Consider the following 23,333-nt stretch of genomic DNA (forward strand, 5'->3'; position numbering starts at 1 on the left):
CGGCGAGTGTTCTCGCCGTGCCGTTTTGTCGTGGCGCGCCGGGAGCGGCGATGGCGGGTGCCGCCGCGCTCATGCCGCGTTTCGCGTGCACCCGACCCGCGCCGGGTCGCTGCGCGCTGCGCCGGCCTGCCTCCGCTCGACCCAGATCGAATCGCCGAACTCGTGCGTGCGATAGCCGCGCCCGTCCAGCTCCGCGCTTGCGTGCGACAGCGTGACGGCGTCGGTGAACGCGCGCAGCAGCGTGTAGTGGCTCGTGTCGGGTTCGTGCGCGCCGGTCAGAAGCGCGTCGACCACCGCGAGGCGGGTGGCGGGGCCGATGCGCTGGGTGGCGACGCCTGTCCCGGCGCGCACGATGCCGTCTTCGGCGGCCGCGTGTTCGAGCGCGCGCACGACGCTCGTGCCGATCGCGATGACTCGCGCGCCACGGGCTTTCGCCCGGACGATCGCGCTCGCGGTGGCGGCGGGGATCCGGTAGGGCTCGTCGAACGGCAGGCGTGCATCGAGCGCCGGATCGCCGGTCGTCGACAGGCCGGCCGCATGCGTGAGCGTGGCGAAGGTCGCGTGCCGGGCGCGCAGCGCATCGAGCATCCGCCAGTCGAGCGCGAAGCTGGCCGACGGCGCTTCGAACGCGGCCGGCTGCGCGGCGATGGGCGACCACACGTCCCACAGCGCGAGCGGGTCGCGCAGGTACTCGTATTGAATCGGCCGGCCGTGTCCGGCGATTGCCCGCCAGACCTGCGCGGCATCGCCGTCGAACCGCAGCGAGACGAACCGCGGATGGCCGAGTCGCGCGGTCACGCGGGCGCGCCAGGCGCCGAACCTCAGCACGTCGCCCGGCATCAGCGCGGGCGGCGGCGCGCGCCGCTCCACCGCTTCATGCGGGTCGCCGGCGCTGAACACGATCGCCGCGCACTGTGCGAGCGCGCCCGGTTCGAGCGAGGCCCGCGCCGCGAGCCGCACGTCGAGCGCCGCGCCCGTGCGCGCGTGAATGGCCGCGAGACTGGCGGGCAGCGTCGCCGCATCGTTGGCGATCACGCAGTCGCCCGGTTCGACCAGCGTCGCGAGCGCCGCGCGCGGGCGATGGCGAATGCGGCCGCGGCAATCGATCGTCAGCAGGCGCGCGTGCGGCGGCCGCTGGATGGCTTGATCGGCGGCGCGCATCATGCGTCTCCCGCCACGGCCGCCGGCCGGCGCGTGCGATGCAGCGCGGCGGTGACGACGCCGATGCATTCGCGCGCCGATTCGGCCGGGGCCCGGAGCGTGCGGCGATCGGCGTCGGGGACGGCGAGCGCGTGCAGCGGCGTGTCCATGTCGCCGGGATCGAACGACAGGCACGCAATGCGGTGCGGCGCCAGTTCCGCCCGCCAGATGGCGCTCAGGTGCCGCAGCGCCGCCTTGCTGGCGCCGTACGCGCCCCAGCCGGGATACGCGGAGACGGCCGCATCGCTCGACACGTTGACGATCGCGGCGGCGCCGGTTTCGCGCGCGGCGGACGCGAGCGCGCCGAGCAGCGCCCTGGTCAGGCGAAACGGTCCGAGCAGGTTGGTGGCGAGCGCGGTTTCGAACGCTTCGCAATCGGTGTCCGCGAGCAGCGCGAGCGGCACGGGCCCGAGCGACGACGCATTGTTGACCAGTACGTCGATGCCGCCGAGCAACCCCATCATCTGCAGCGCGATTCCGTGGATCGACGCCTTGTCCGAGATGTCGCCGGCGATGCCGATCACGCGTTCCCGCGCGGCGGCCACTGCATGCACGCGCGCGGCGTCGCGGGCGACCAGCGCGACCTGCGCGCCGCGCGCGTGCCAGGCGTCGACGAGCGCGCGTCCGAGGCCCGACGTGCCGCCCGTTATCGCGACGCGCAAGCCGGTGCAATCCTGTCGTTGAGACATCGTGAATCTCCTTGATCAGTCTGGGGCCGCCGGGTCGGCGGTGCTCCGATGGGCTGATAATAGGGACCGCGCGGTTCGCAGCCGACGCCGATGTCCAACGCCTTGTCAGATAGTCGATACGATGGACGAAATAGAACAAACCTCACATCACCTCGCCCGCAATCTGGTCTCGCTGCGTCATGCCCGCGCGCTGACCCAGGACGGGCTCGCCAAGGCCTCGGGCGTGCCGCGCTCGACGATCGCGAATCTCGAATCGGGGGAGGGCAATCCGTCGCTTGCCGTGCTGATGAAGGTCGCGCATGCGCTCCGCGCGCCGCTCGACGAACTGCTCGCGTCGCCGCGCGCGAAGGTGCGCAAGTGGGCGAGCGGGGATGTGGCGGCGCACAATCGCGGCACGGGGCTGCTGATCCGGCCGCTGGTGCCGGAGCCGATGCCGGACGGCATCCTGGAGACGATGCGCTTCGCGCCGGGCGGCTCGATGCGCGGCACGCCGCATCTGCCGGGCACGCGCGAGTACTTCACCTGTCTGGCGGGCGCGGTGACGATCTTCGTTGCCGGCGAGCGGCACGACCTCGACGCGGGAGACGCGCTGGCGTTTCCCGGTCATCTGCCGCATTCGTACCGCAACGACAGCGGCGAGCGCGAGGCGCTCGGCGTGTCGGTGGTGATTCTGGCGAAGGCGGGGGTGTGACGGCGCGGCCTAGTGCTTGCGGCGCCAGTCGAGCAGGTGATGTTCGGCCATCCAGTGATGGACCATGCCTTCGCCGTTGTGCGAGCGCTTGTATTCGCGCGACTCGAACACGGACAGCCCGACCAGCACGCCCACGCCAATGATCAGGCCGATCAGGCCCGCAATCGATTCGGTATCCATGGCAGCCCTCCTTTCACGGTTCAGCGCCATGTCTCCATAGTAGGACATGGCGGCCGCGGGCGAAGTAGGGAGCGTGCGCAGGGGCCGCATGTCGCCGGATGAGGCCGTCGAGGGCGGGTCGGGCGGCGGTGCATTGCAGGTATGGGGGGCGAGACGCGCGTCGAACGGATCTGCCGTGCATCGGGCCGGTGGCGTGGAGGCCGCAGCGTGGAGATCCTTTGCCGGATGCCCGCCGCACGGATGCCCGCCGCACGGATGTCCGCCGCACGGATGCCCGCCGCACGGATGCCCGCCGCACGGATGCCCGCCGCACCGATTTCCATTAGACTCCACGGGCCCGTCGCACCGGTGTGTCGGCCGTTGCGTTCCCTCCCTCGTTCACAGGACGTTTCATGACCCGCTTCATCATCGCTGCGCTCGTGGCGGCTGCGCTTGCCGGCTGTTCGAGCGACCCTCGTGCCGCTCGTCGCGGTACGCCGCCCCAGGATCCGGCCGACTATCACGGCGTGCCGACCGACATGACGCCGCCGGCAATGGTCGGCGAGCCGGCAGCTCCGTCCGCCGCATCCGCTCCCGCGCAGTAAGCATCGAACAAGAGACGCCGCCAGCGTGGTGAATGCGCGGCGCGCGGGCCGAAGCGCGTCCGCGCGCCGCGCTTACCGATCGGCGCGGAACGGATGACGGCGCGCCGTCATGCTGTCATGCCGTCGCTCGGGTGCGGGGTTCGTCGCTGCCGATCGAGCGGGAGAGCGCAGGCAGATAGCGGACGAGCGTCGCGCCGCGCGCCGCCATGAAGATCAGCATCGCGAGCCAGAGCCCGTGATTGCCGAATGCGCCGCCGAACGCGAATGTCGCGGCGACGAAAATCGCGAGCGACGCGGCCATCGCGCGCATCAGCGAGCGGGTCTGCGTCGCGCCGATGAATACGCCGTCGAGCAGGAACCCCCATACCGAAATCACGGGCGATACGGCTGCCCACGGCAGATAGCGTTCGGCCGTGGCGCGCACGGCGGCCTGATCGGTCAGCTGCGCGACGATCCAACTGCCTGCGCTCCAATAAATCAGCGCGAAACCGAGCGCCCCGCATCCCGCCCACAGGAACGCAACCCGCAGCGACTGGCGGAACGCGCGCCGGTCGCGTGCGCCCTTGGCCGCGCCGACCAGTGCCTCCGCCGCGTGCGCGAAGCCGTCGAGCGCATACGCCATGAAGGTCTGGAAGTTGAGCAGCAGCGCGTTCGCGGCAAGCGTCGCGTCGCCTTGCTTTGCGCCGAGGTGCGCGAACCAGCCGAATGCGCTCAGCAGGCACAGCGTGCGAATGAAGATGTCGCGATTGAGCGCGACGAGGCGCTTCAGCGCGATGCGGTCGAGCAGTTCGCCGAGCGTCGGCCGGGGCAGGCCGCGCGTGCGCTGGGCCCAGAGGATCAGCGCGCCGAGCGCGAAGCCGGCGAAATCGGCCGTCGCGGTGGCGGCGCCGATGCCCGCGGCCCCACCGTCGAAGCGGTAGACATACAACAGCACCGCGCCGATGTTGACCACGTTGATGAAGATCTGGATCACGAGCGCGAGCCGCACCCGCTGCACGCCGAGCAGGTAGCCGAGCAGCACGTAGTTCGCGAGTGCGAATGGCGCGGCCCAGATCCGCGCGTGCGAATAGTCGAGCGCGGTGGCGCGTACCGCGTCGCTGCCGCCGAGCGCGGCGAGTGCGGCCGCGAGCAGCGGTGTCTGCAGCGCCAGCACGGCGGCGCCGAGCACGAATGCCAGGATCAGCGCGCGCAATACGCTGAGCCGGATCGCGGCCGCGTCGTGCGCGCCGAACGCCTGCGCGACAAGCCCGGTCGTGCCCATCCGCAGAAAGCCGAAGCCCCAGTAGACGAAGCTGAAGAACAGCCCGCCGAGGGCGATGCCGCCGAGATACTGCGGGCCGGCGAGATGGCCGGCGACCGCCGTGTCGACCGCGCCGAGGATCGGCTGCGTCAGGTTCGCGAGGATGATCGGCAGCGCGAGCGCCAGCACGCGGCCGTGCCAGTGGGTCGGCGGCGCGGGCTCGGGTGGGACGTGGGTATCGGTGGAAGAGGAGGCGGACATCGGCGGGCGTTACCCGCGTTCCTGTACGCACACCCACGGCGACACGACGACGGCCCACAGCTCGGGCGTGCGGGCGGCAAAGTCCTGTGCGGTGTCGGCCGTCATGCGCTCGACGTGCCCGGCGGCAAGCCAGCGGGTGACCTGTTCCTTGTCGTCGCTCGCGATCGCCTCGGCGACGCTGACCAGATCGAGGTCGCGCGCGACGGCCAGCAGCTTGCCTTGCGCAAAGAAGCGTTCGAGATCGCACCAGTCGATCTTCGCGGTTTCGCCGAGGAGTTTCACGTAAAGCGGGCTGTGCGATGCGGCCGCGGGACTATCGTTCGAAGACATGTTCAGGGTGGGGAAAAACGGATGAGCGCCACTATAAACCATCGCGCCGCCACGGCCGCGCGGCCGCTCACGCGTCACGCAGCGCGCGGCGGATGATCTTGCCGGTCGCGGTCATCGGCAGAGCATCGACGAACGCGACCGCGCGTGGGTACTCGTGCGCGGCGAGCCGCGTCTTCACGTGTTCCTGCAGCGCCTTGGCGAGTGCATCGCCCGGTTCGTGCCCCGCGTTGAGCACGACGAACGCCTTGACGATCTCGGTGCGCGTCGGGTCCGGCACGCCGACGACGGCGGCCATCCGTACGGCGGGATGGGTCAGCAGGCAATCCTCGATCGGACCGGGGCCGATCCGGTATCCGGCGCTCGTGATCACGTCGTCGTTGCGGCCCACGAAGCGGATGAAACCGGCCGCGTCGGCGACGCCCGTGTCGCCGGTCAGCAGATAGTTGCCGGCGAATTTTTCATGGGTCGCGGCGGGGTTGTGCCAGTAGCCGACGAACATCACCGGATCGGGCGCCGCCACGCCGATATGGCCCTCGACACCCGGCGGCAGCACCTCGCCCGCGTCGTCGACGATGTCGACCCGGTGACCCGGCACGGCCTTGCCGATCGCGCCCGGCTGCGCGTCGAACAGCACGCTGCACGACGACAGCACCATGTTGCATTCGGTTTGCCCGTAGAACTCGTTGATCGTCACGCCCAGCGCGTCGCGGCCCCAGGCGATCAGCTCCGCGCCGAGCGATTCGCCGCCGCTCGCGACCGATTCGAGCGCCAGCGCGAAGCGCTCGCGCGGCCGTTCGACGGCACGCATCAGCTTGAGCGCGGTCGGCGGCAGGAACGTGTGCGTGACGCCGTGACGTGCGATCAGGTCGAAGGCGGCTTCGCCGTCGAACTTCTCGAAGCGGCGCGCCAGCACCGGCACGCCGTGATGCCAGGACGGCAGCAGCACGTCGAGCAGCCCGCCGATCCACGCCCAGTCGGCAGGTGTCCAGAACAGGCGCGCGTTGCGCGGGAACAGTGCCTGGGACAGCTCGACGCCGGGCAGGTGGCCGAGCAGCACGCGATGTGCGTGCAGGGCGCCCTTCGGCTTGCCGGTCGTGCCGGACGTATAGATGATCAGCGCGGGATCGTCGCTGCCGGTGTCGGCCGGGTCGAATGCCGCCGATTCGGCCGCGAGCGCCGCGCCGAACGACAGCACGCCCGGCTCGGCGAGATCGGGGGCGTCGTCGATGCAGTAGACGGTCGTGAGCGCGGGCAACTGCGCGCGCAGTTGCGCGACCTTCGCATAGCCGGCGCGGTCGGTGACAAGTGCGGCCGCGCCGCTGTTGGCGAGCCGGAATTCGAGCGCATCGGCGCCGAACAGCGAGAACAGCGGGACGGCGATCGCGCCGGACTTGTACGCCGCGAGATGCGCGATCGCGGTTTCCGGGCCTTGCGCGATGAAGATGCCGATCCGGTCGCCGGGGCGGATGCCGGCGCGCGCGAAGCTGTTGGCGAGCCGGTTGGACGCGGCTTTGAGGTCGTCGAACGTGTAGCGTTCGAGCGCGCCGTCGGGACGCTCGTGGATCAGCGCGAGACGGCCGCTGCCGTCCGCCCATTTGTCGCAGGCGTCGACGCCGATGTTGTAGCGCGCGGGAATATCCCACGCGAAGCGCTCGGACAAACCCTCGTAATGAGCAGCATGAGGCAGCATGGGCGTGTCTCCGATCGTGTTTGCGCAGGCTTTTTCAGCACCTTACACCGGTTCGTCACGCCGTTCGGGCCATATTTCGTCCGGGACCGAGGTGTCCCTCGATGCATGTAGGCAAAATGATGCGTATGATCGTTTTACCCATAACCTATGTGACCATGAATTTGTTTCTGATTGCTGCGGGGCTCAGCTTGATCGGAATCGGCGTGCTGGTTGTGTTCGCGCGACATGTCGATCCGCTCTCCGGCCGTCTGTACGGCCGTTTGCGCAAGCGCTGATCGTTCTCCTCATCCTCCTCCGATTCGCGGCGCGCACCGGCGCCGTGCGATGCCGTGCGCGCGTGCCGGCGTATCAGCGTGCGGGCAGATAGCGCGACGGATCGATCGACCGGCCGCCGTAGCGCAATTCGAAATGCAGTGCGACGCGGTCGTTGTCGGTGTCGCCCATTTCCGCGATCTTCTGGCCTTGCGTGACCGCCTGGCCTTCCTTCACGAGCAGCGCGCGATTGTGCGCATAGGCCGTCAGGAAATCTCCGTTGTGCTTGATGATGAGCAGGTTGCCGTAGCTGCGCAGGCCGTTGCCCGCATAGACCACGGTGCCGGCCGCCGCCGCGACGACGGGTGTGCCCGCCGTGTTCCCGATGTCGATGCCTTTGGCGTTCGCGCCGTTGAAGGAGCGGATGACATTGCCGCTCGCGGGCCAGATGAGCGCGATATTGGACGGCGGCTTGACGGCCGATTCGACGGGCGCCGACGGCGCCGGACGGCTGGCGTTGCCGCCGCCGCTGTTCGCGCGGCCGGCGCTGCCCGTGCCGACCGTGGACGCGGTGGTGCCGGCGGGCGGCGCGACGCGCAGCACCTGGCCGACTTCGATCGCATCGGGATTCGGCAGCTTGTTCCAGCGGACGATGCTGGGCACCGACTGGCGATTGTCGCGCGCGATCTTCGACAGGGTGTCGCCGCGTTCCACGCGGTAGAAGCCGGGGCCGACCGGAGCCGAACCGCAGGCGGCGAGCAGGGCGGCAAGCGATGCCACGATGAGCCGTCTTGTTGTTTTCACCAACATTGAACCTCGCAAAGCGCTGCCGCCCGAGCGGCGGCAGGGGACACAAAACGTCCGATTTTAACGGGTTCGACGCCGCGGCAACCATTTGGGGATGCAAAACAGGCTGCCGCAGCGTGTATCGGCGGCGCGCGAACGGCGTCGTCGATGCGCGGCCGCCGGTGCGGAGCCGCTCAGCCGAGCGGGGTCACGCGGATTTGCAGCGCGGCGGTTTCGATGGCGCCGGGTGCCAGTTCGCGCAGGCCGAGGCCGTTATGGATGGCGTCCGGCAGGCCGAGCCAGGGCTCCACGCAGTAGAAGTCGGATTGCGGTGTTTCGGTCCATGTCGTGACCGCGTACCAGGGGATCGAGCCGGGCCGACGCAGGTCGATGTCGATCGCGTGGCGGCGGCCGGGCATCGCGATGCGCACGGGCGTGTCGGGGAGGCCGTCGAGGCAATGGAAGCGGTCGAGAATGCGTGATTCGTCGAGCGTATAGCGCGCGGCGCCCGGCTCGCGCGGGCTGATCGTGCCGTCTTCCTGGTGGTGGCAGCGCTGGGTGGGCGGCAGCTCGAGCGTGGTGGCGGCGCGTTCGGCGTGCGGCAGCGCGAAGTAGAAGTGATGCCCCGCGTAATACGGCAGCGGTGCCGTGCCGAGATTGCGGGTGGTCAGCGTGACGTCGAGGGTGTGCGAATCGACCAGGCGATAGATGGCGGTGAAGCGGAATTCGAACGGGTAGCCGGCGCGGGTTGCGTCGCTGCTGTCGAGCGTCATCACGATGCCTCGGCCGTCGGCATCGGCTTGCGCGGCGAACGGCAGGTCACGCGCGAAACCGTGCATCGGCAGGTCGCGCACCACGCCGTCGCGGTCGCGCCAGCGACCGATCCGGCCGTCGACGCGGTGGCGGCCGAGAAACGGGAAGAGCAGCGGATTGCCGCCGCGGATCCGGGCCGGTTGCGACCAGTCGGCCGATTCCGGCCAGAAGATTACGGCCTCGTCGCCGATCTGCCACGAGAGCAGACGGCCACCGGCCTGCGGGGCGACGCGGATTCGCGACGGGCCGTCGTTGAATTCGAGGATGTCCTGCTGCTGGAAGATCGGCATGTTGGTTCGCTCGGCAAGGGTTGAGACGGGGCGAAAAAGCATAACGGATCGCGCGCTGCTTGTGCGGTGCGCCAGCGTACCGGCTAAGGGAAAACCCTTCCAGGGAAATTGCGAGTGTCAGAAAAGGTCAGTTGTAAGGACAATGCCGTCAACCGGTCACTTCTTTTTGGCGCCGGCTCTTGACCCTCTAGGAGCGAGCATGGATCTGGCAACCGCAATGGGCCTTGCGCTGTTCGGCATGTTCACTGGCAGCACGGTTCTGTTTTTTTACAAGGTCGGTCGCTGACGCGAAACCTTTTGAACGATTGAAGCCCGCCGCGTATCGATGGCGGGCTTTTTCTTTCATATTCATTACATAAAATATCGGACTATTGACTCGCCTGTGGGTCAGATGCCCATTCCGCGCCGAATGCCTTGGCGCGGTCACTTCCGCTCGGCATAATCGGGGCGCGGTTTGTCGTGGACGGCATGTTGCCGTCCCGCTTTAAATTCCCCGTTTAATTCTCCAAGCAAAGGACCGACGCGTGAGCCTCTGGTTTCTGGTATTTCTGAGCGTCCTGCAGGGCGTCACCGAACTTTTCCCCGTCAGCAGCCTGGGCCATACGCTGCTCGTCCCCGCGTTGTTCGGCATGCACATCGACAAGCATGCGCCGCAACTGCTGCCGTTTCTGGTCGCGTTGCATCTCGGGACCGCGTTTGCGTTGCTGTGGTACTTCCGCGCCCGCTGGATCGCGCTGATCAAGGGCTTCTTCGCGTCGCTCGGCGGTCGCAGGAACGATGACGGCCACATGATGTGGGCGTTGATCATCGGCACGATTCCTACCGGGCTGGTCGGGCTGCTGCTCGAAAAGCGTCTCGAGCGGGTGTTTCACGATTTGCGGATCGTTGCGATCGCGCTGATCGTCAACGGCATTCTGCTGTGGGTGGGCGACCGGTTGCAGCGCGCACGTGCGCATCGCGCGCCGGAGAAACTGACTTTCCGGCAGGCGTTCTTCGTCGGTCTTGCACAGGTCGGCGCGCTGATCCCCGGTTTTTCGCGCAGCGGCCTCACGATGATCGCGGGTAATGCGGCGGGCCTGACGGCGGAGAAGGCGGCGGAATTCTCTTTCCTGCTGGGTACGCCGATCATTTTCGCGGCGGGGCTGCTCGAACTGCCCAAGTTGTTCCATGCGCCGGATCAACTGGCCGACGCGGCGCTGGGCGGCGTGTTGACCGCGATCGCGGCCTATCTGAGCGTGCGCTTCCTGATGCGTTATTTCGAAGGGCGGGGACGGCTGGCTTCGTTCGGTGTGTACTGCGTGTTGGCAGGGCTGTTCTGTCTCGGCTGGTTCATGTTCCATGCTCAGCCGGCTTGATGCGCGGCGGGGGTGCCCGGCCGGATGAGGGTATCGATCAGGTATAATTGCGGGCTTGGTTTGGGCCAGGTTCGCAATCGATGCGGGGCGATACGCGTTTTCGATGTCGGGCCGCGTATCGGATCGCCTCCGCGTGACGGTCGAGCACCCAAGCTTTTCAAGGAAGCGATTGCGCTTCGCGCGGCGTGCTCGCCGCGTCTTCCGACCGCCCTTAGCTCAGACGGATAGAGCAACGGCCTTCTAAGCCGTAGGTCACACGTTCGAATCGTGTAGGGCGGGCCAGCAAAATCAGTGCGTTAGCTGATATTTTCAAATTCCCCATCCTTTGTCGGCATGCTCGTGTAGGCAGCATGTAGGTGTTTGTAGTCAACCTGGATCGCAACCAATCCATGTGGGACCGGCTGGGCTTGAATACTAGCGGCATTCGACAGCCAACGTGCTTCGATTGGGGCACGACGGGACGACCGAGATTGGATGATGCGGGATGTGTTCTTGGTATGGAAGCACTCATTCACCTGGCGCAATACAACGAAAAATGTGTTGGCGCATGGGAGCGAGCTGCAAAGAGCGGAACACTCGAGGCGATACAGCGTCTTGAGCGAGAGTTGGCGGTGCGACAAGCGGATACCAAGTGACTTGAGGAAAATTACGGTCCGGATAGTCTAAAGCTGGTGGTTATCAAGCGCTACGTAACAAATCTACTGGACAACGCGCGTGTTGCCCGGTGGCTGGCGCAGCATAAGGCCGATTATTTGCAACAGTGGCAATCTATTGCAGAAGTGCAGTCGCTGGTATTGCCGAAAAATGTCGAAAAGGCAGCATGACGGACAGTGAGAATGCATCCTAGGCCGGTCGGCAATGAAATAGAAAATGGAATTTGAGAAATCTCCTGAGTGAGATGTGCTGAAGCAATTATATCTGTGGATGTGGCCGTAGTTGACTGTTCTCAGGGCGGCGACATGTGGCTAAAAAATGTTAATCACCGATCACGTACCGATTCGACCTCGCAATTCCGTCAGGAATTTTTGAGATGTCGGGTGAGGTAATATTCACGCCGATTGCTGTAGCCAATACCGTCGATATTTGCGACTAACCAAATGCATGGTCGGGATTGCCGGTCGGTGCGCTCGTCGTTGATACGAGTGTGGAGAGGTCCCGCAGTCCGTCGCTTCTCGATAACGCTTAACACTTGTTGACGCTGTCCTATTTGATTCCGTGCGATGTTCGAGGTCCGTGAGAGCGGATCGGACGAATCGCGAGTAGACCAAGATCATGAATAAAAACCATTATCGGCTGGTATTCAGCCGCGTACGGGGTATGTTGGTTGCGGTGGAAGAAACCGCCAGTGCATCAGGGAACGCAGGGCGGGGCGAAATCGATTTCGCCATTCGCTCGCCGCATGCATTCGCAAGCTTCACGCTTCGTCATGTGGCACTCGCTGTACTGGTTGCGGCCGACGTGATGCCGATATGGGCCAATGCCCAGGTTGTTGCGGGCGGCGCGCATGCGCCTTCCGTGATCCAGACACAGAATGGACTTCAACAGGTGAACATCAACCGCCCCGGCTCGTCGGGCGTGTCGATGAACACGTACAACCAGTTCGACGTACCCAAGCCCGGGATTATTCTCAACAACTCGCCGGTTAACGTCCAGACTCAACTGGGCGGCATTATCGGTGGCAATCCCAATTTTCAAGCCGGCGACGCGGCACGCCTCATCGTCAACCAGGTCAACAGCAACAACCCGAGCTTTATTCGTGGAAAAGTCGAGATCGGAGGCGCAGCCGCACAGCTCGTGATCGCGAATCAGGCCGGCTTGGTCGTCGATGGCGGCGGCTTCATCAATACGAGCAGAGCCACGCTGACAACCGGCAATCCGAACTTCGGGCCTGACGGAGCGCTCACGGGTTTCAACGTCAACCAGGGTTTGATTTCGGTCGTCGGCGCAGGGCTCGACACGGCCAATGTCGATCAGGTGGATTTGTTGGCACGTGCCGTACAGATCAACGCCAAGGCTTACGCGAAGAACCTGAACGTGGTCGCTGGATCGAACCAGGTCGATTACAACACGCTGAGCGCCACGCCGATCGCGGGCAACGGCGCAGCGCCCACCATCGCGATCGATGTTAGCCAACTCGGTGGTATGTACGCGAACAGGGTGTTTCTCGTTAGTTCCGAGAATGGAGTCGGTGTTGCGAACGCGGGCGACATCGCGGCAGAGGCGGGTGATCTGACGCTGCAGGCAAACGGTCGTCTCGTGCTCTCGGGCCACACCAATGCGGCCGGCAACATGTCGCTGTCGGCCTCGGGTGGCATTCAGAACAGCGGCGTCACGTATGGCAAGCAATCGGTCACGGTCAACACTGGCGCTGCCGATCTGACCAACAGCGGCGCGCTGACCGCCCAGCAGAACCTGACCGCTAACGTCGGCAGTCTCAACTCGACGGGCACGCTCGGCGCAGGCATCAACGTCGACAGCACGGTCGGCACGAGCGGCGATCTGAACGTCACGAGCAGCGGCCAGTTGACCGCGACGGGGACCAACAGCGCGGCCGGCAACGCAGCCTTCACCGGTCGCGGTGTCGATCTGTCGAACAGCGCAACGGCCGCCAACGGCAACCTCGCGCTGACGGCGACGGCGGGCGATGCGAATCTGGCCGGCTCGACCGTCAGCGCCAAGGGCGCCATGAACGCACAGGCGAGCGGCACGGTCATCAATGACCGGGGCAATCTGTCCAGCGGCGCGGGCATGACGCTGGGCGGCGGCAACCTGTCGAACCAGGGCGGCCGTGCCAATTCGCAAGGTCCACTGTCGGTGCAGATGGCCGGCACCGTGTCGAACCAAAACGGCATGCTGAGTTCCCAAAGCACGGCCGACGTTCGCGGGAGTGCGATCCAGAACAATGCCGGGCTGATTCAGAGCGCAGGCAAGCAAACGATTGCTGGCGCATCGGTCGACAATTCGGCAGGCCGGCTGATTTCCCTGAACGCGGATGGCCTGTCGGTGACGGCAACCGGCGCACTCACGAACGCGGCCGGCACGAACGTGAGCGGCGACCCGGGCGGCGTCATCGGCGGCAAGGGCGACGTCACCGTACAGGGGAACACGGTCACGAACAGCGGCTCGATGTCGGCCGACGCGAACCTGCACGTGATCGGCCAGAGCGTCGACAACGGCAACGGCGCGCTGCACGCCGGACAGACCACCACCGTCGACGCCGGCAATCATTTTGCGAATGTCAGCGGCCGGGTTGAGGGCCAAAGCGCCGTGTTGAACGGCGCGACGCTGGACAACTCCCAAGGCACGATCAATGCGGCGACGGTCTCGCTGAACGGTTCGACGCTGCTGAACCACGGCGGTACGGTCACGCAGACCGGCACCGGCCCGATGACGGTCGCGATCACCGACACGCTGGACAACTCGAACAACGGTCTGATCCAGTCGCGCAGCACGGACTTGTCGCTCACGCCTGCTGCGCTGATCAACGACAACGGCGGCACGATCACACACGTCGGCACGGGCACGCTGACGGTTGGTAACGCTTCAGGCTCCGTCAGCAACAAAGCGGGCTCCATCGCCAGCAATGGCCGAACCATCCTGCAAGGCAAGACGATCGACAACTCGGCCGGTTCGGCGTCCGGCCAAACGGGCCTGAGCGTCAACGCCGTCGACTCGATTACGAATCTGGGCGGCAAGCTCACGTCGAACGCCAACGTCGACGTGACCGCAGGTGGCGCACTGGTCAACGACGGCGGTGAACTCGGCTCAAAGACGGCAGCGACGACGATTCATAGCGCCTCGCTCTCGAATCTGAACGGCAAGATCGTCTCCCCCACGCTGACGGCCACTGTCGCCGGCTTGATCGACAATAGCCAGAACGGCGACATCGAAGCCAATCAGCTTTCGTTGAGTTTCGCGAACCTGAAAAACCAGGGCGGCCACATCTCGCAATGGCAGAGCGGCCCGACCACACTCGCCGTCTCTGGCACGCTCGACAATTCGAACGGCGGCGTCATCCAGACGAACAGCACGGACCTGACGCTCGCGCCGGCCGTTCTGGACAACTCGAAGGGCACTATCACGCATGGCGGCACCGGCACGCTGACGCTCATGCCCGGCAACGGCGCGGGGGCCTTGCAAAATATCGGCGGCACGATCGGCTCCAACGGACAGGCCATCGTGAAAGCCGGCAGTCTGGACAATGGTAGTGGGGTCATCGCCGCCAAACTGGGCCTGTCGGCCACGATCGCCGGGGCGATGAACAATGCTCAGGGTCTGGTGCGCTCGAACGCGGCGCTGTCGATCATCAGCAACGGGGCGCTGTCGAACCACCAAGGGCACATCGAGGCGGGCACGGCCGGCGACGCGAGCACGCTGTCGATTCAAGCCGCGTCGATCGATAACACGGATGGCGCAGTGCACGACTTCGGCACCGGCAGGATGACCGTGCAAGGTGGCAGCCAGATCGTGAACAGCCACGCGGGCGGCGTCGATGGCATGGGGCAGATGACCGGCCAGGGCGACGTAACGATCAGTGCGGCTTCGATCTCGAACACACAGGGCGGCCAGTTGATGGGCGCGAACCTCCGCGTTCAGGGCAATAGTCTCGACAACTCAGGAGGACAGGTCGGCAACGTAGCGAATGCCACGGGCGACGTGAACGTCGCGATGTCGGGCGCGGTGACGAATACCAACGGGTCGGTCAGCTCGACGCGCGACCTGTCGGTAGCGGCTTCCACGCTGCTTGGCGGTGGCGCATTCAGCGCGGCGCGCGACGCGGCGCTCAACCTGCAAGGCGACTTCACGACGACGTCGCAAACGCAGTTCAACATCGGTCACGACCTGACCTTCACGTTGCCGGGCACGTTCGCCAACAGCGCGAACCTGCAATCGGTCCACAATCTGACGGTCAACGCCGGCAATATCGTCAACACGGGCGCGATGACGGCCGGCAGCCTGCTCAGTACGCATTCGGGCAACCTGACGAACTATGGCGCGATGGTCGGCGGCAGCGTCGCCATCCAGGCGAGTGGCACCGCGTCGAACCTCGGCCCTGTCGCGCTGATTGGCGCATCGGACACGTCGGGCCTGCTCGAAATCCTCGCACACGACATCGAGAACCGCGACGACACGACGCTGGGCGATTCGATGCCGACCACGACGATCTTCGGGCTCGGTAAAGTGGCTTTGGCGGGCGGCAAGGATGCGAACGGCAACTACACGAACGCGGCGTTGGTCAACAATTCGTCGGCGGCGATCCAGTCGGGCGCTTCGATGGAACTGCACGCCGACAAGGTCACGAACACTCGGCGCGTGATGCAGACCTCGGGCAACACGAGTCAGGTCGATCCGGCACTGCTGCAACAGCTCGGCATCAGCATGTCGGGGTGCGCCGCATACTACATCGCGGCCTGTAGTGGTCAGGACGTGCACTGGATCAACCTGTTCCACGATCCGAATTACCCCGATTACGATCCTGCGCCGATCATCGCCGCGCTCAAATTGCAGCCGGGCGGGGTCTTCACCGTTCCACCGAACGGCGGCCAGTGGAACAGCGGTTATCAGTACACGACCTATGAGGGCAAGGCGGTCGCCAACACCGTGACGAAACTGAGCCCGGGCGCGCAGATCGCATCGGGTGGCGACTTGGACGCGTCGACGGTCAAGACGTTCCAGAACTACTGGAGCAGCGTGACGGCGGTCGGCAACATCAAGCAGCCCGCGAGCCTCGATATGGACGGCTGGGGCGCGACGGGCCAGCAAGCGCCGGGCGTGACGGTCACGTATTCGGGCTACTACCACTACAACAACTACGACAACTCGGAACACAACTGGACCTTGCCGTTCGGCGACAAGCCGTTTGTCGGCGGGCCAGGCGGCTATACGCAGGCAGCGCCTGCCGATGTGCGGCAATACAGCTTGCCCGACTATCGCTCGACGTGGGGCGCAAACGGTACGATCTCGGGCAACGGCGTGAGCGTGAACAACACGGCGGCCAATGCGACCATTCCGTCGCTCGGCTTGCTGCCCGGTCAGGCCGTGCCGGGACTGACGATCGGCACGGTGAGCGGTAGCGCGAGCGGCACACAATCGGGAGCCGCCGCGATCAAGGGCGGTACGCCCACCTGGATCGATCCGGTGATCGCGAGCGCGACGGCCGTGAATGTGTTGAACAACCTGACGATTCCGCAAGGCGGCCTGTACCGGCCGAATCCCGCCCCGAACCCGACGTATCTCATCGAGACGAACCCCGCGTTCACTCGAATGAACAATTTCCTGTCGAGCGACTATTACCTGAACCAGATCGGCGTGAATCCGCTGACGACGGAAAAACGTCTCGGTGACGGGTTCTACGAACAGCAGCTCGTGCGCAACCAGGTCACGCAACTGACGGGCAAGGCGGTGTTGGGGCCGTATACGGACCTTCAGGGCATGTATCAGTCGCTGATGGCCGCAGGCGCCGAATTGTCGAAGTCGCTGAACCTGCCGCTTGGCATGAGCCTGTCGCCGCAGCAAGTGGCCGCGCTCACGACTAACGTGATCATCATGCAGACCGAGACGGTCGGTGGGCAGCAGGTATTGGTACCGGTCGTGTATCTGGCTAAGGCCGATCAGCAGAACGCGAACGGGCCGCTGATCACGGCCGGCAATATCGATTTGAAGAACACGCAGGTCTTCACGAACAGCGGGACCGTGAAGGCGGACACGACACTCGCCCTTCAGGGCAAGCAGATCGACAACGCGTTCGGTGCGCTGCAAAGCGGTGGGCTGATGTCGCTCGACACGACGGGCAACGTGGATCTCACGTCGGCCAATGTGAAGGCCGGTAGTCTCGATCTGAATGCAGGCAACAAGCTGATTCTGGATACGGCGACGCAGACGACGCACCAGGTCAGCCGCGACGGCGCGACGAGCGACAAAACGACGCTCGGGCCGGCTGCGAACCTGAACGTGGCTGGCGACGCGTCGATCAAGACCGGCGGTGATTTCCAGCAGAACGCGGGCAACCTGAACGTCGGCGGGAACCTGAACGCCAATGTCGGCGGGAACTGGAATCTCGGCGTGCAGCAGACCGGCGAACACAAGGTCGTGCAGCGTGCGAACGGCGTGTCGGATACGGACCTCAACAGCGCGACCGGCAGCACCGTGAACGTCGGCGGCAAGTCGGCCATCGGTGTGGGCGGTGACTTGACCGCGCAAGGTGCGCAGCTCGACTTCGGCCAGGGCGGCACGATTGCGGCCAAGGGTAACGTGACCTTCGGTGCGGCGAGCACCACGTCGACCATCAACGCCAACAGCTCGGGCGACCAGGGGAATCGCAGCTATGCGGAAACCCGGCATGGATCGGACCAGGCGCTGACCGGCACAACTGTCACGGGCGGCGATACGCTCAATGTGGTGTCGAACAAGGACATCAACGTCATCGGCAGCACGATCGACCTGAAGACGGGCGATGCGAACCTGCTCGCGGCTGGCGACGTGAATGTTGGAGCGGCTACTGAAACGCATGTATACAACTCGCGCGAGACACATAGTCGTAGTGGCGTCGTGAGCGGCACGAAGATCGCCAGCTCGCAAGATGCAACCTCGACGATCGCGAACGGCAGCCTGATCTCGGCGGATGGCGTGTCGATCGGTAGCGGCAAAGACATCAACGTTCAAGGTAGTACGGTCGTTGGTACGCACGATGTGGCGCTGAACGCGGCGCACGACGTGAACATAACGACGTCGCAGGACACCAGCCAGTCGTCGACCACCTATCAGGAACAGCACTCGGGCCTGATGTCGGGCGGCGGCCTGTCGTTCTCGATCGGCAACAGCAAGCTGGCGCAGCAGAACCAGTCATCGAGCGTCACGAACAACGCCAGTACGGTCGGTTCGCTCGACGGCAATCTGACGGTCAACGCGGGCAACACGCTGCACGTGAAAGGCAGCGATCTGGTAGCAGGAAAGGATGTAACGGGAACGGCGGCGAACATCGTCATCGATTCGGCCACCGACACTTCGCATCAAGCGCAGCAGCAGCAGACGAGCAAGAGCGGGTTGACCGTGGGTCTGTCGGGTTCCGTGGGCGATGCGATCAACAATGCGATCAGCGAGACGCAGGCCGCACGCCAGTCCGCGAAGGACGACAACGGCCGTGCGTCGGCGCTCCACAGCATCGCGGCAGCCGGTGATGTGGCATTTGGCGGCATGGGCGGCGCGGCGCTGCTCAATGGAGCCAAGGGGCCGCAGGCTCCGAGCATCGGCGTGCAGGTCAGCGTGGGTTCGAGCCATAGTTCGATGCAGTCGTCGGAAGACCAGACGATTCAGCGCGGATCGAGCATTAACGCGGGTGGAAACGCGAAACTGGTGGCAATGGGCAACGGTGCACCGAAGGACGGCAACATCACGATCGCCGGTTCGAACGTGAACGCAACCAACGTGGCGCTGATCGCGAACAACCAGGTCAATCTCGTCAACACGACCGATACCGACAAGACGCAGAGCTCGAACTCGTCGTCGGGTTCGAGCGTCGGCGTGTCGATCGGCACGAATGGCGTCGGTGTGTCCGCGTCGATGCAGCGTGCGCACGGCGACGGCAATTCGGACGCGGCGATCCAGAACAACACGCACATCAACGCCAGCCAGACCGCGACCATCGTGAGCGGCGGCGACACGAACGTGATCGGCGCGAACGTGAACGCGAACAAGGTTGTTGCTGACGTTGGCGGTAGCCTGAACGTGGCGAGCGTTCAGGATACGACCGTGAGCGCCGCGCATCAGTCGAGCGCGGGCGGCGGCGTCACGATCAGTCAGGCTGGCGGCGTCGGCGGGAGTTTCAGTGCGCAGAACGGCCACGCGGACGGCAACTATGCAGGTGTGAACGAACAGGCGGGCATCCAGGCCGGTTCGGGCGGGTTCGACGTGACCGTGAAGGGCAACACCGACCTGAAGGGCGCGTATATCGGCAGCACGGCCGATCCGTCGAAGAACAGCCTGACGACCGGCACGCTCACGACGAGCGACATCGAGAACCACTCGCACTACAGCGCGAACAGCGCGGGCTTCAGCGCGGGTGCATCTGTCGGGCCGAGCAACAAGGCGGTTGGCCCGTCGTCGGTATCGGGCTCGGGCGGCGTCACGCCGATGGTGTTCCAGAACGACAGCGGCGACCAGAGCGCGACGACGAAGAGCGCGGTGAGCGCCGGTACGATCAATATCGCGAAGCCGGGCGAGCAGACGCAGGACGTCGCGAACCTGAACCGTGATGCGACGAATCTGAACGGGACCGTTTCGAAGACGCCTGATGTACAAAAAACGCTGTCGCAGCAGGCCGATACGATGAATGCGGCGCAGGCGGCCGGGCAGACGGTGTCGCAGGGGATCGGCTTGTATGCGGATCATAAGCGCGATGCAGCACTCGCCACTGCCGACGCTGCCTATAAGAGCGGCGATCTGGCAGGCGCACAAGCGGCGCTGAACGAGGCCAAGGGTTGGATGGAGGGTGGTGCGTCGCGCGCCGAATTGCAGATGGGCGGCGGTGCGCTGATCGGCGGGCTCGGAGGCGGCAGCGCGCTCACGGCAATCGGCGGCGCAGCGGGTGCTGGCATGTCGTCGCTGCTGGCGAACCAGGCGGAGAAGATCAGCAAGTCGGTGGGCGATACCACCGGCTCGTCGCTGGTCGGCAATATTGCTGCGAACGTGGCCGCGACGGTCGGCGGCGCATTGGTGGGCGGTAGTGCTGGCGCGGCGATGGCGTCGAATGTGCAGCTTTACAATGCAGGTAACGATTCGAACAATCAAACTTCAAACGACGTTTTTGCATCGTTGTCGAAGAAGGTTGCACAAGCAATCGTCATGACATCGGACGCCAAGGCGGGTGCTTGGAACGGAATGGTCAACGTCGCGGGCGTGATCGTCAACCTTCCGAACGGCGGGCCGTTTGCCACGCCGGGCGATCCGGGCTATGTCTCGCTTGACGGGCTGAAGAAGCCGTACAAATCGGGGACGTCGGTTGGTCCGGACACGGAGTTCTGGACGCCTGTCCTGGCGACGCTGGGTCTCGGCGGGAAAGCGGCGGTCGGAACTGATGCGGCAACAACATCGGCGGATGTCGCCACGGTTGGAAACGGTGCGCTCAAAACGGCAAGTGGCGACTTGAGCGCGGCCGGCAATGCGGCAAGAACGCAACCGTATGGCAATGGCGCAAGCGCGTCGCCCTTGCCCGGAACGGCCACGGCGGGGAGCTCTGGGGGGAATGTACAATATCCAGTTGCTAATAGCGCATCTGGTGCTATAAACGCACCGCCTGCGATCCAACAGACAACAAACCTCTTCTCGTCGAATGTACCCGGAACACTGAACATTGGGGGCACGACGTTTACCGAGTTACCAAACACGGGTAACGCGGCAATGTTCACCGGTGCCACTGACGCACAAGTTCAACAGTTTTTCATGGAGCTGACTGGGACAACGAAGCTGCCTGTTGCCAGAGCGATTCCAGGAAAAGGAACTGTGTACGTTGTGAATACTCCCAACGGAAATTTTGCTTTAAGAGATTTTTCGACTTCATCGGGACAAACCGGCGCTGCCTGGACCATTGATGTACCTAAAGGTGCAGTAGGAACTACGTATAATCCTGAGATCAAATTCGTTAAAGATGGAGGTTTGCATTGAAATCGGTAGAACACGTTGATGAAATCGTCAGGGATTCGTTCGGACTGTGGGTTTCTGGACTGTTCAGTGCGATCGGCTCGTGGAATCCGATGTTCTCATTCGAGGAGCATAAAGATGCTTTTTTCTGGATGATTGATAGATTGCTCCGGGATGGAAAAATTAAGTTTATCGCTCCGGGAGTGGATTGTTACGCGTCACCTGAAAATCCCAACCCGCGATATACAATTTACGATAAAGACGCGCATTGGTCCGATGTGCCGGAGGTAATTGTTGAGAGTCTCCGCTCCCAGTGGCCGGAGGGCGCGCGCGATGAAAATGATGTTGATTTGATGACTTACTTCTATAGTATCCCTGGGATAGTCTGGGTCGGAGATGATGGGTCGCTCGTCGCATCATAGGACGGTTTTCGAATCTGTCACCCGCGTCAGCGAAACTGAACATTTCGTATGCCACGACCGGCGTGCAGGCCGACTTTGAATTGAAGCTCACACCGGATAGGGCGCCTATTGATGGTGGGCAGCTGAATATCACATCATGAAGGCTGAGATCAAATTGCTGCAGTCGTTGCAGTTGGAAGATCGGTTAATCAACTACTGGCCAGACGATGTGTCGAATTTTAGTACGTGGATTCGTGTCTACCTTGGTCCGCAAGGCGAGGTAGGTTCGGAAGCGTTCGACATCGAGGTTTGTACGCCAGAGTGGCTTAAATCGCAATGTGCCATCAAGGGGCCAATATGGGGTGGACACGTGTTGATTGTTGAAGCCTATGATTATGAGGCCACCAAAGCGATCCTTGGGCGCTACGTCGCAACTAGTGAAGGTGATAATTGGCCTGTGATCGCCGCAAAAAATGATTGTTATCGACAAGCTTGGCAGCATATGTCACCATAAAGCCAAAGGGAAACTAAATGGCAATTGACTTGTTTTGCTATCTCTCAATCGATCGTGATACTGCAGAGTCCGATTTAAATAAAATTCGCTCGAATAACCTCGAGTTATTCGGAGGGAAGTTTTTAATTTCTCCAGTTCGGGGCGCCGATTTTTCGCTCAAAGAAATCGCTGCCGAGCATGGGTTGGTGGCGGAATCGTTTTTTTGGTCTCATTGAGTGATAAAAATTCAGCCGGTTTGATACCGGTGGTTTCCAAGATTCTTGCCGATGGATTTGATAGCGAGGCGATACTAATTCTTCAAGATAACGAATACCGAAGGTGAGAAATTATCACTTTCACACGTATGATGCCACTCGTTGCGGCGTCGATGATGTGGACGTCCCACCGAACGGTGAAAAAGGGGAGTTGCATGTCTATTGTCGAAACGAATGTTATTGATTTGATTGGGGTTGATCCGTACAAGAGAATCGCCAAGCTCGAAATTTCCAATCATTTGGAATGGATGGTGTCGGAAAGTGAGTATATTTTTTCTTCAGGAAAAAATCAATAAATATTTGAGATTAATTGAGGATGGTGCGTTATATCGGTATTTCCCAAATGCGTGTGGTTGTCAGTGCGAGATTGAATTGCATGAAAAATATCCGTTGCCACCGGCTGCACTTGATTTTTAAGAAGGCGAAAGCGATTGTTCGTGGGGCAGGATTTGTTGAACTATGACAAACCCTACACCCTCCTTGACACGCGGGTTGATCCTGCACAAATAGTGAGTAAAGAACTGCAACTTGCAGTGCCGGAACAAACAAATGCGGTGCAGTGGGAGCAGATCAATCGGGCTATCCAGTACGGTGAGAGCCAGGGTGTTAAGGTTGTTGTGACAACGGTAAAGGGGAAGTGAATTGAGTGATGTTAAGCCTTGGCGCGGTGCGGCCATTTATCGAAATCGAGATTTCATTTTCATTGGAACGCAGTCTGGATATAGCGTTTCAATCGCAGATCCGGATGGTTGTGCATATTTTCTCGATACAGATGCTGATGACGAAACACTCGGTCGTTGTCTCAACGATGCGTTGTTGAAAAGTCGTTTCATTACCCCACAGCAACGTGCGGAAAATCCGCTTTTCTTCGACTTTCGGCTGGTTGGAGAGAACTATAAGAAGTGGGTCGATGGCCTTCTTACACGGTTTGGGTACAAAACCAAGCAAGCCCTGTTCAAGAAAATGATCTTGTGTCACGCAAAAGTCGTCGACGGTGTTCTAGCGCTTGATCCAAACCGTCATGACAAGCTCGAAGCGTGGGAAGGGTTGGGCGACGACGCCAAAGTCATCCTTCCATTCGATTCGTCAGAAGCAGAAATCGGCGCTGCTCTGCGAGTCGCGTTGGATCGATGCATTCCATAAATCGACGAACCCGATTGATAAGAAC

Annotated in this window: 20 protein-coding genes, 1 tRNA gene and 1 pseudogene; 13 read left to right on the plus strand and 9 right to left on the minus strand. The window is 63.3% G+C overall.

Annotated features, from left to right (window positions below; translation table 11 throughout):
• Positions 1-69 precede the first annotated feature (69 nt).
• Both RZR99_RS16370 and RZR99_RS16375 read right to left on the minus strand, forming a co-directional pair.
• Positions 70-1,164, minus strand: a complete 1,095-nt coding sequence (locus tag RZR99_RS16370; RefSeq protein WP_323120819.1) for an S-adenosylmethionine:tRNA ribosyltransferase-isomerase — start codon at positions 1,162-1,164, stop codon at positions 70-72.
• Positions 1,161-1,889, minus strand: a complete 729-nt coding sequence (locus tag RZR99_RS16375; protein WP_323120820.1) for an SDR family NAD(P)-dependent oxidoreductase — start codon at positions 1,887-1,889, stop codon at positions 1,161-1,163. Before RZR99_RS16375 ends, RZR99_RS16370 begins: the two co-directional genes overlap by 4 nt.
• Before the next feature lie 121 nt (positions 1,890-2,010).
• On the opposite strand from RZR99_RS16375, the gene RZR99_RS16380 reads away from it, so the two are divergent.
• Complete coding sequence (locus RZR99_RS16380) at positions 2,011-2,580, plus strand: helix-turn-helix domain-containing protein (RefSeq protein ID WP_323120821.1); 570 nt, start codon at positions 2,011-2,013, stop codon at positions 2,578-2,580.
• A 9-nt stretch (positions 2,581-2,589) separates the two neighbouring features.
• On the opposite strand, the gene RZR99_RS16385 is transcribed toward RZR99_RS16380, so the two are convergent.
• Entirely contained in the window at positions 2,590-2,760 is a 171-nt protein-coding gene (locus tag RZR99_RS16385) for a hypothetical protein (RefSeq protein ID WP_323120822.1), read from the minus strand.
• Between the two features lie 392 nt (positions 2,761-3,152).
• Between RZR99_RS16385 and RZR99_RS16390 the strand changes: the two genes are divergently transcribed.
• A complete protein-coding gene (locus RZR99_RS16390) occupies positions 3,153-3,344 on the plus strand; it encodes a hypothetical protein (protein ID WP_323120823.1) in 192 nt (63 codons plus the stop codon).
• Positions 3,345-3,459: 115 nt separating this feature from the next.
• On the opposite strand, the gene RZR99_RS16395 is transcribed toward RZR99_RS16390, so the two are convergent.
• From RZR99_RS16395 to RZR99_RS16405, 3 genes are all read right to left on the minus strand, one after another.
• On the minus strand, positions 3,460-4,845 hold the full coding sequence (locus RZR99_RS16395) for an MATE family efflux transporter (RefSeq protein WP_323120824.1): 1,386 nt from the start codon (positions 4,843-4,845) through the stop codon (positions 3,460-3,462).
• 9 nt (positions 4,846-4,854) lie between these two features.
• Complete coding sequence (locus RZR99_RS16400) at positions 4,855-5,175, minus strand: DUF2288 domain-containing protein (protein ID WP_323120825.1); 321 nt, start codon at positions 5,173-5,175, stop codon at positions 4,855-4,857.
• A gap of 67 nt (positions 5,176-5,242) precedes the next feature.
• The gene (locus tag RZR99_RS16405) at positions 5,243-6,865 is read right to left on the minus strand and encodes an acyl-CoA synthetase (protein ID WP_323120826.1); all 1,623 of its coding nucleotides are present in this window, start codon (positions 6,863-6,865) and stop codon (positions 5,243-5,245) included.
• 101 nt (positions 6,866-6,966) lie between these two features.
• On the opposite strand from RZR99_RS16405, the gene RZR99_RS16410 reads away from it, so the two are divergent.
• Positions 6,967-7,140, plus strand: coding sequence for a hypothetical protein (locus RZR99_RS16410; protein WP_323120948.1), 174 nt, complete (start codon positions 6,967-6,969; stop codon positions 7,138-7,140).
• 73 nt (positions 7,141-7,213) lie between these two features.
• On the opposite strand, the gene RZR99_RS16415 is transcribed toward RZR99_RS16410, so the two are convergent.
• The 3 genes from RZR99_RS16415 to RZR99_RS16425 all read right to left on the minus strand — a co-directional run bounded on the left by RZR99_RS16415 (position 7,214) and on the right by RZR99_RS16425 (position 9,358).
• Positions 7,214-7,927, minus strand: coding sequence for a peptidoglycan DD-metalloendopeptidase family protein (locus RZR99_RS16415; protein WP_323120827.1), 714 nt, complete (start codon positions 7,925-7,927; stop codon positions 7,214-7,216).
• Between the two features lie 170 nt (positions 7,928-8,097).
• The gene (locus RZR99_RS16420; protein WP_323120828.1) at positions 8,098-9,006 is read right to left on the minus strand and encodes an aldose epimerase family protein; all 909 of its coding nucleotides are present in this window, start codon (positions 9,004-9,006) and stop codon (positions 8,098-8,100) included.
• Positions 9,007-9,193: 187 nt separating this feature from the next.
• Complete coding sequence (locus RZR99_RS16425; protein WP_323120829.1) at positions 9,194-9,358, minus strand: hypothetical protein; 165 nt, start codon at positions 9,356-9,358, stop codon at positions 9,194-9,196.
• A 172-nt stretch (positions 9,359-9,530) separates the two neighbouring features.
• On the opposite strand from RZR99_RS16425, the gene RZR99_RS16430 reads away from it, so the two are divergent.
• The 10 genes and pseudogenes from RZR99_RS16430 to RZR99_RS16475 all read left to right on the plus strand — a co-directional run bounded on the left by RZR99_RS16430 (position 9,531) and on the right by RZR99_RS16475 (position 23,308).
• The gene (locus RZR99_RS16430) at positions 9,531-10,361 is read left to right on the plus strand and encodes an undecaprenyl-diphosphate phosphatase (RefSeq protein WP_323120830.1); all 831 of its coding nucleotides are present in this window, start codon (positions 9,531-9,533) and stop codon (positions 10,359-10,361) included.
• A 205-nt stretch (positions 10,362-10,566) separates the two neighbouring features.
• Positions 10,567-10,643, plus strand: a tRNA-Arg gene (locus RZR99_RS16435).
• 389 nt (positions 10,644-11,032) lie between these two features.
• Entirely contained in the window at positions 11,033-11,185 is a 153-nt protein-coding gene (locus RZR99_RS16440) for a hypothetical protein (protein ID WP_323120831.1), read from the plus strand.
• 448 nt (positions 11,186-11,633) lie between these two features.
• Positions 11,634-21,020, plus strand: coding sequence for a hemagglutinin repeat-containing protein (locus RZR99_RS16445; protein WP_323120832.1), 9,387 nt, complete (start codon positions 11,634-11,636; stop codon positions 21,018-21,020).
• Entirely contained in the window at positions 21,017-21,418 is a 402-nt protein-coding gene (locus RZR99_RS16450; RefSeq protein WP_323120833.1) for a hypothetical protein, read from the plus strand. Before RZR99_RS16445 ends, RZR99_RS16450 begins: the two co-directional genes overlap by 4 nt.
• Before the next feature lie 136 nt (positions 21,419-21,554).
• Positions 21,555-21,911 carry an immunity 8 family protein gene (locus RZR99_RS16455; RefSeq protein WP_323120834.1) on the plus strand — a complete coding sequence of 119 codons (357 nt, stop codon included), beginning with the start codon at positions 21,555-21,557 and terminating at the stop codon, positions 21,909-21,911.
• Between the two features lie 17 nt (positions 21,912-21,928).
• Positions 21,929-22,233, plus strand: a pseudogene (locus tag RZR99_RS16460) (hypothetical protein).
• A 193-nt stretch (positions 22,234-22,426) separates the two neighbouring features.
• Positions 22,427-22,582 (plus strand): DUF6572 domain-containing protein, encoded by a 156-nt coding sequence (locus tag RZR99_RS16465; protein ID WP_323120835.1) that lies wholly within the window; start codon positions 22,427-22,429, stop codon positions 22,580-22,582.
• A 35-nt stretch (positions 22,583-22,617) separates the two neighbouring features.
• Positions 22,618-22,806: an endonuclease toxin domain-containing protein gene (locus RZR99_RS16470; RefSeq protein ID WP_323120836.1), complete on the plus strand. Its 189-nt coding sequence runs from the start codon at positions 22,618-22,620 to the stop codon at positions 22,804-22,806.
• Between the two features lies 1 nt (position 22,807).
• On the plus strand, positions 22,808-23,308 hold the full coding sequence (locus RZR99_RS16475; protein ID WP_323120837.1) for a contact-dependent growth inhibition system immunity protein: 501 nt from the start codon (positions 22,808-22,810) through the stop codon (positions 23,306-23,308).
• Positions 23,309-23,333 lie beyond the last annotated feature (25 nt).

Source organism: Burkholderia alba (assembly GCF_034721475.1).
Classification (GTDB): domain Bacteria; phylum Pseudomonadota; class Gammaproteobacteria; order Burkholderiales; family Burkholderiaceae; genus Burkholderia; species Burkholderia alba.

What these genes read in the sequence shown, in the direction of transcription:
- RZR99_RS16370 (WP_323120819.1), bottom strand. Translation starts at nt 1,164, where the DNA reads ATGATGCGCGCCGCCGATCAAGCCATCCAGCGGCCGCCGCACGCGCGC.
- RZR99_RS16375 (WP_323120820.1), bottom strand. Translation starts at nt 1,889, where the DNA reads ATGTCTCAACGACAGGATTGCACCGGCTTGCGCGTCGCGATAACGGGC.
- RZR99_RS16380 (WP_323120821.1), top strand. Translation starts at nt 2,011, where the DNA reads ATGGACGAAATAGAACAAACCTCACATCACCTCGCCCGCAATCTGGTC.
- RZR99_RS16385 (WP_323120822.1), bottom strand. Translation starts at nt 2,760, where the DNA reads ATGGATACCGAATCGATTGCGGGCCTGATCGGCCTGATCATTGGCGTG.
- RZR99_RS16390 (WP_323120823.1), top strand. Translation starts at nt 3,153, where the DNA reads ATGACCCGCTTCATCATCGCTGCGCTCGTGGCGGCTGCGCTTGCCGGC.
- RZR99_RS16395 (WP_323120824.1), bottom strand. Translation starts at nt 4,845, where the DNA reads ATGTCCGCCTCCTCTTCCACCGATACCCACGTCCCACCCGAGCCCGCG.
- RZR99_RS16400 (WP_323120825.1), bottom strand. Translation starts at nt 5,175, where the DNA reads ATGTCTTCGAACGATAGTCCCGCGGCCGCATCGCACAGCCCGCTTTAC.
- RZR99_RS16405 (WP_323120826.1), bottom strand. Translation starts at nt 6,865, where the DNA reads ATGCTGCCTCATGCTGCTCATTACGAGGGTTTGTCCGAGCGCTTCGCG.
- RZR99_RS16410 (WP_323120948.1), top strand. Translation starts at nt 6,967, where the DNA reads ATGCATGTAGGCAAAATGATGCGTATGATCGTTTTACCCATAACCTAT.
- RZR99_RS16415 (WP_323120827.1), bottom strand. Translation starts at nt 7,927, where the DNA reads ATGTTGGTGAAAACAACAAGACGGCTCATCGTGGCATCGCTTGCCGCC.
- RZR99_RS16420 (WP_323120828.1), bottom strand. Translation starts at nt 9,006, where the DNA reads ATGCCGATCTTCCAGCAGCAGGACATCCTCGAATTCAACGACGGCCCG.
- RZR99_RS16425 (WP_323120829.1), bottom strand. Translation starts at nt 9,358, where the DNA reads ATGAATATGAAAGAAAAAGCCCGCCATCGATACGCGGCGGGCTTCAAT.
- RZR99_RS16445 (WP_323120832.1), top strand. Translation starts at nt 11,634, where the DNA reads ATGAATAAAAACCATTATCGGCTGGTATTCAGCCGCGTACGGGGTATG.
- RZR99_RS16455 (WP_323120834.1), top strand. Translation starts at nt 21,555, where the DNA reads ATGAAGGCTGAGATCAAATTGCTGCAGTCGTTGCAGTTGGAAGATCGG.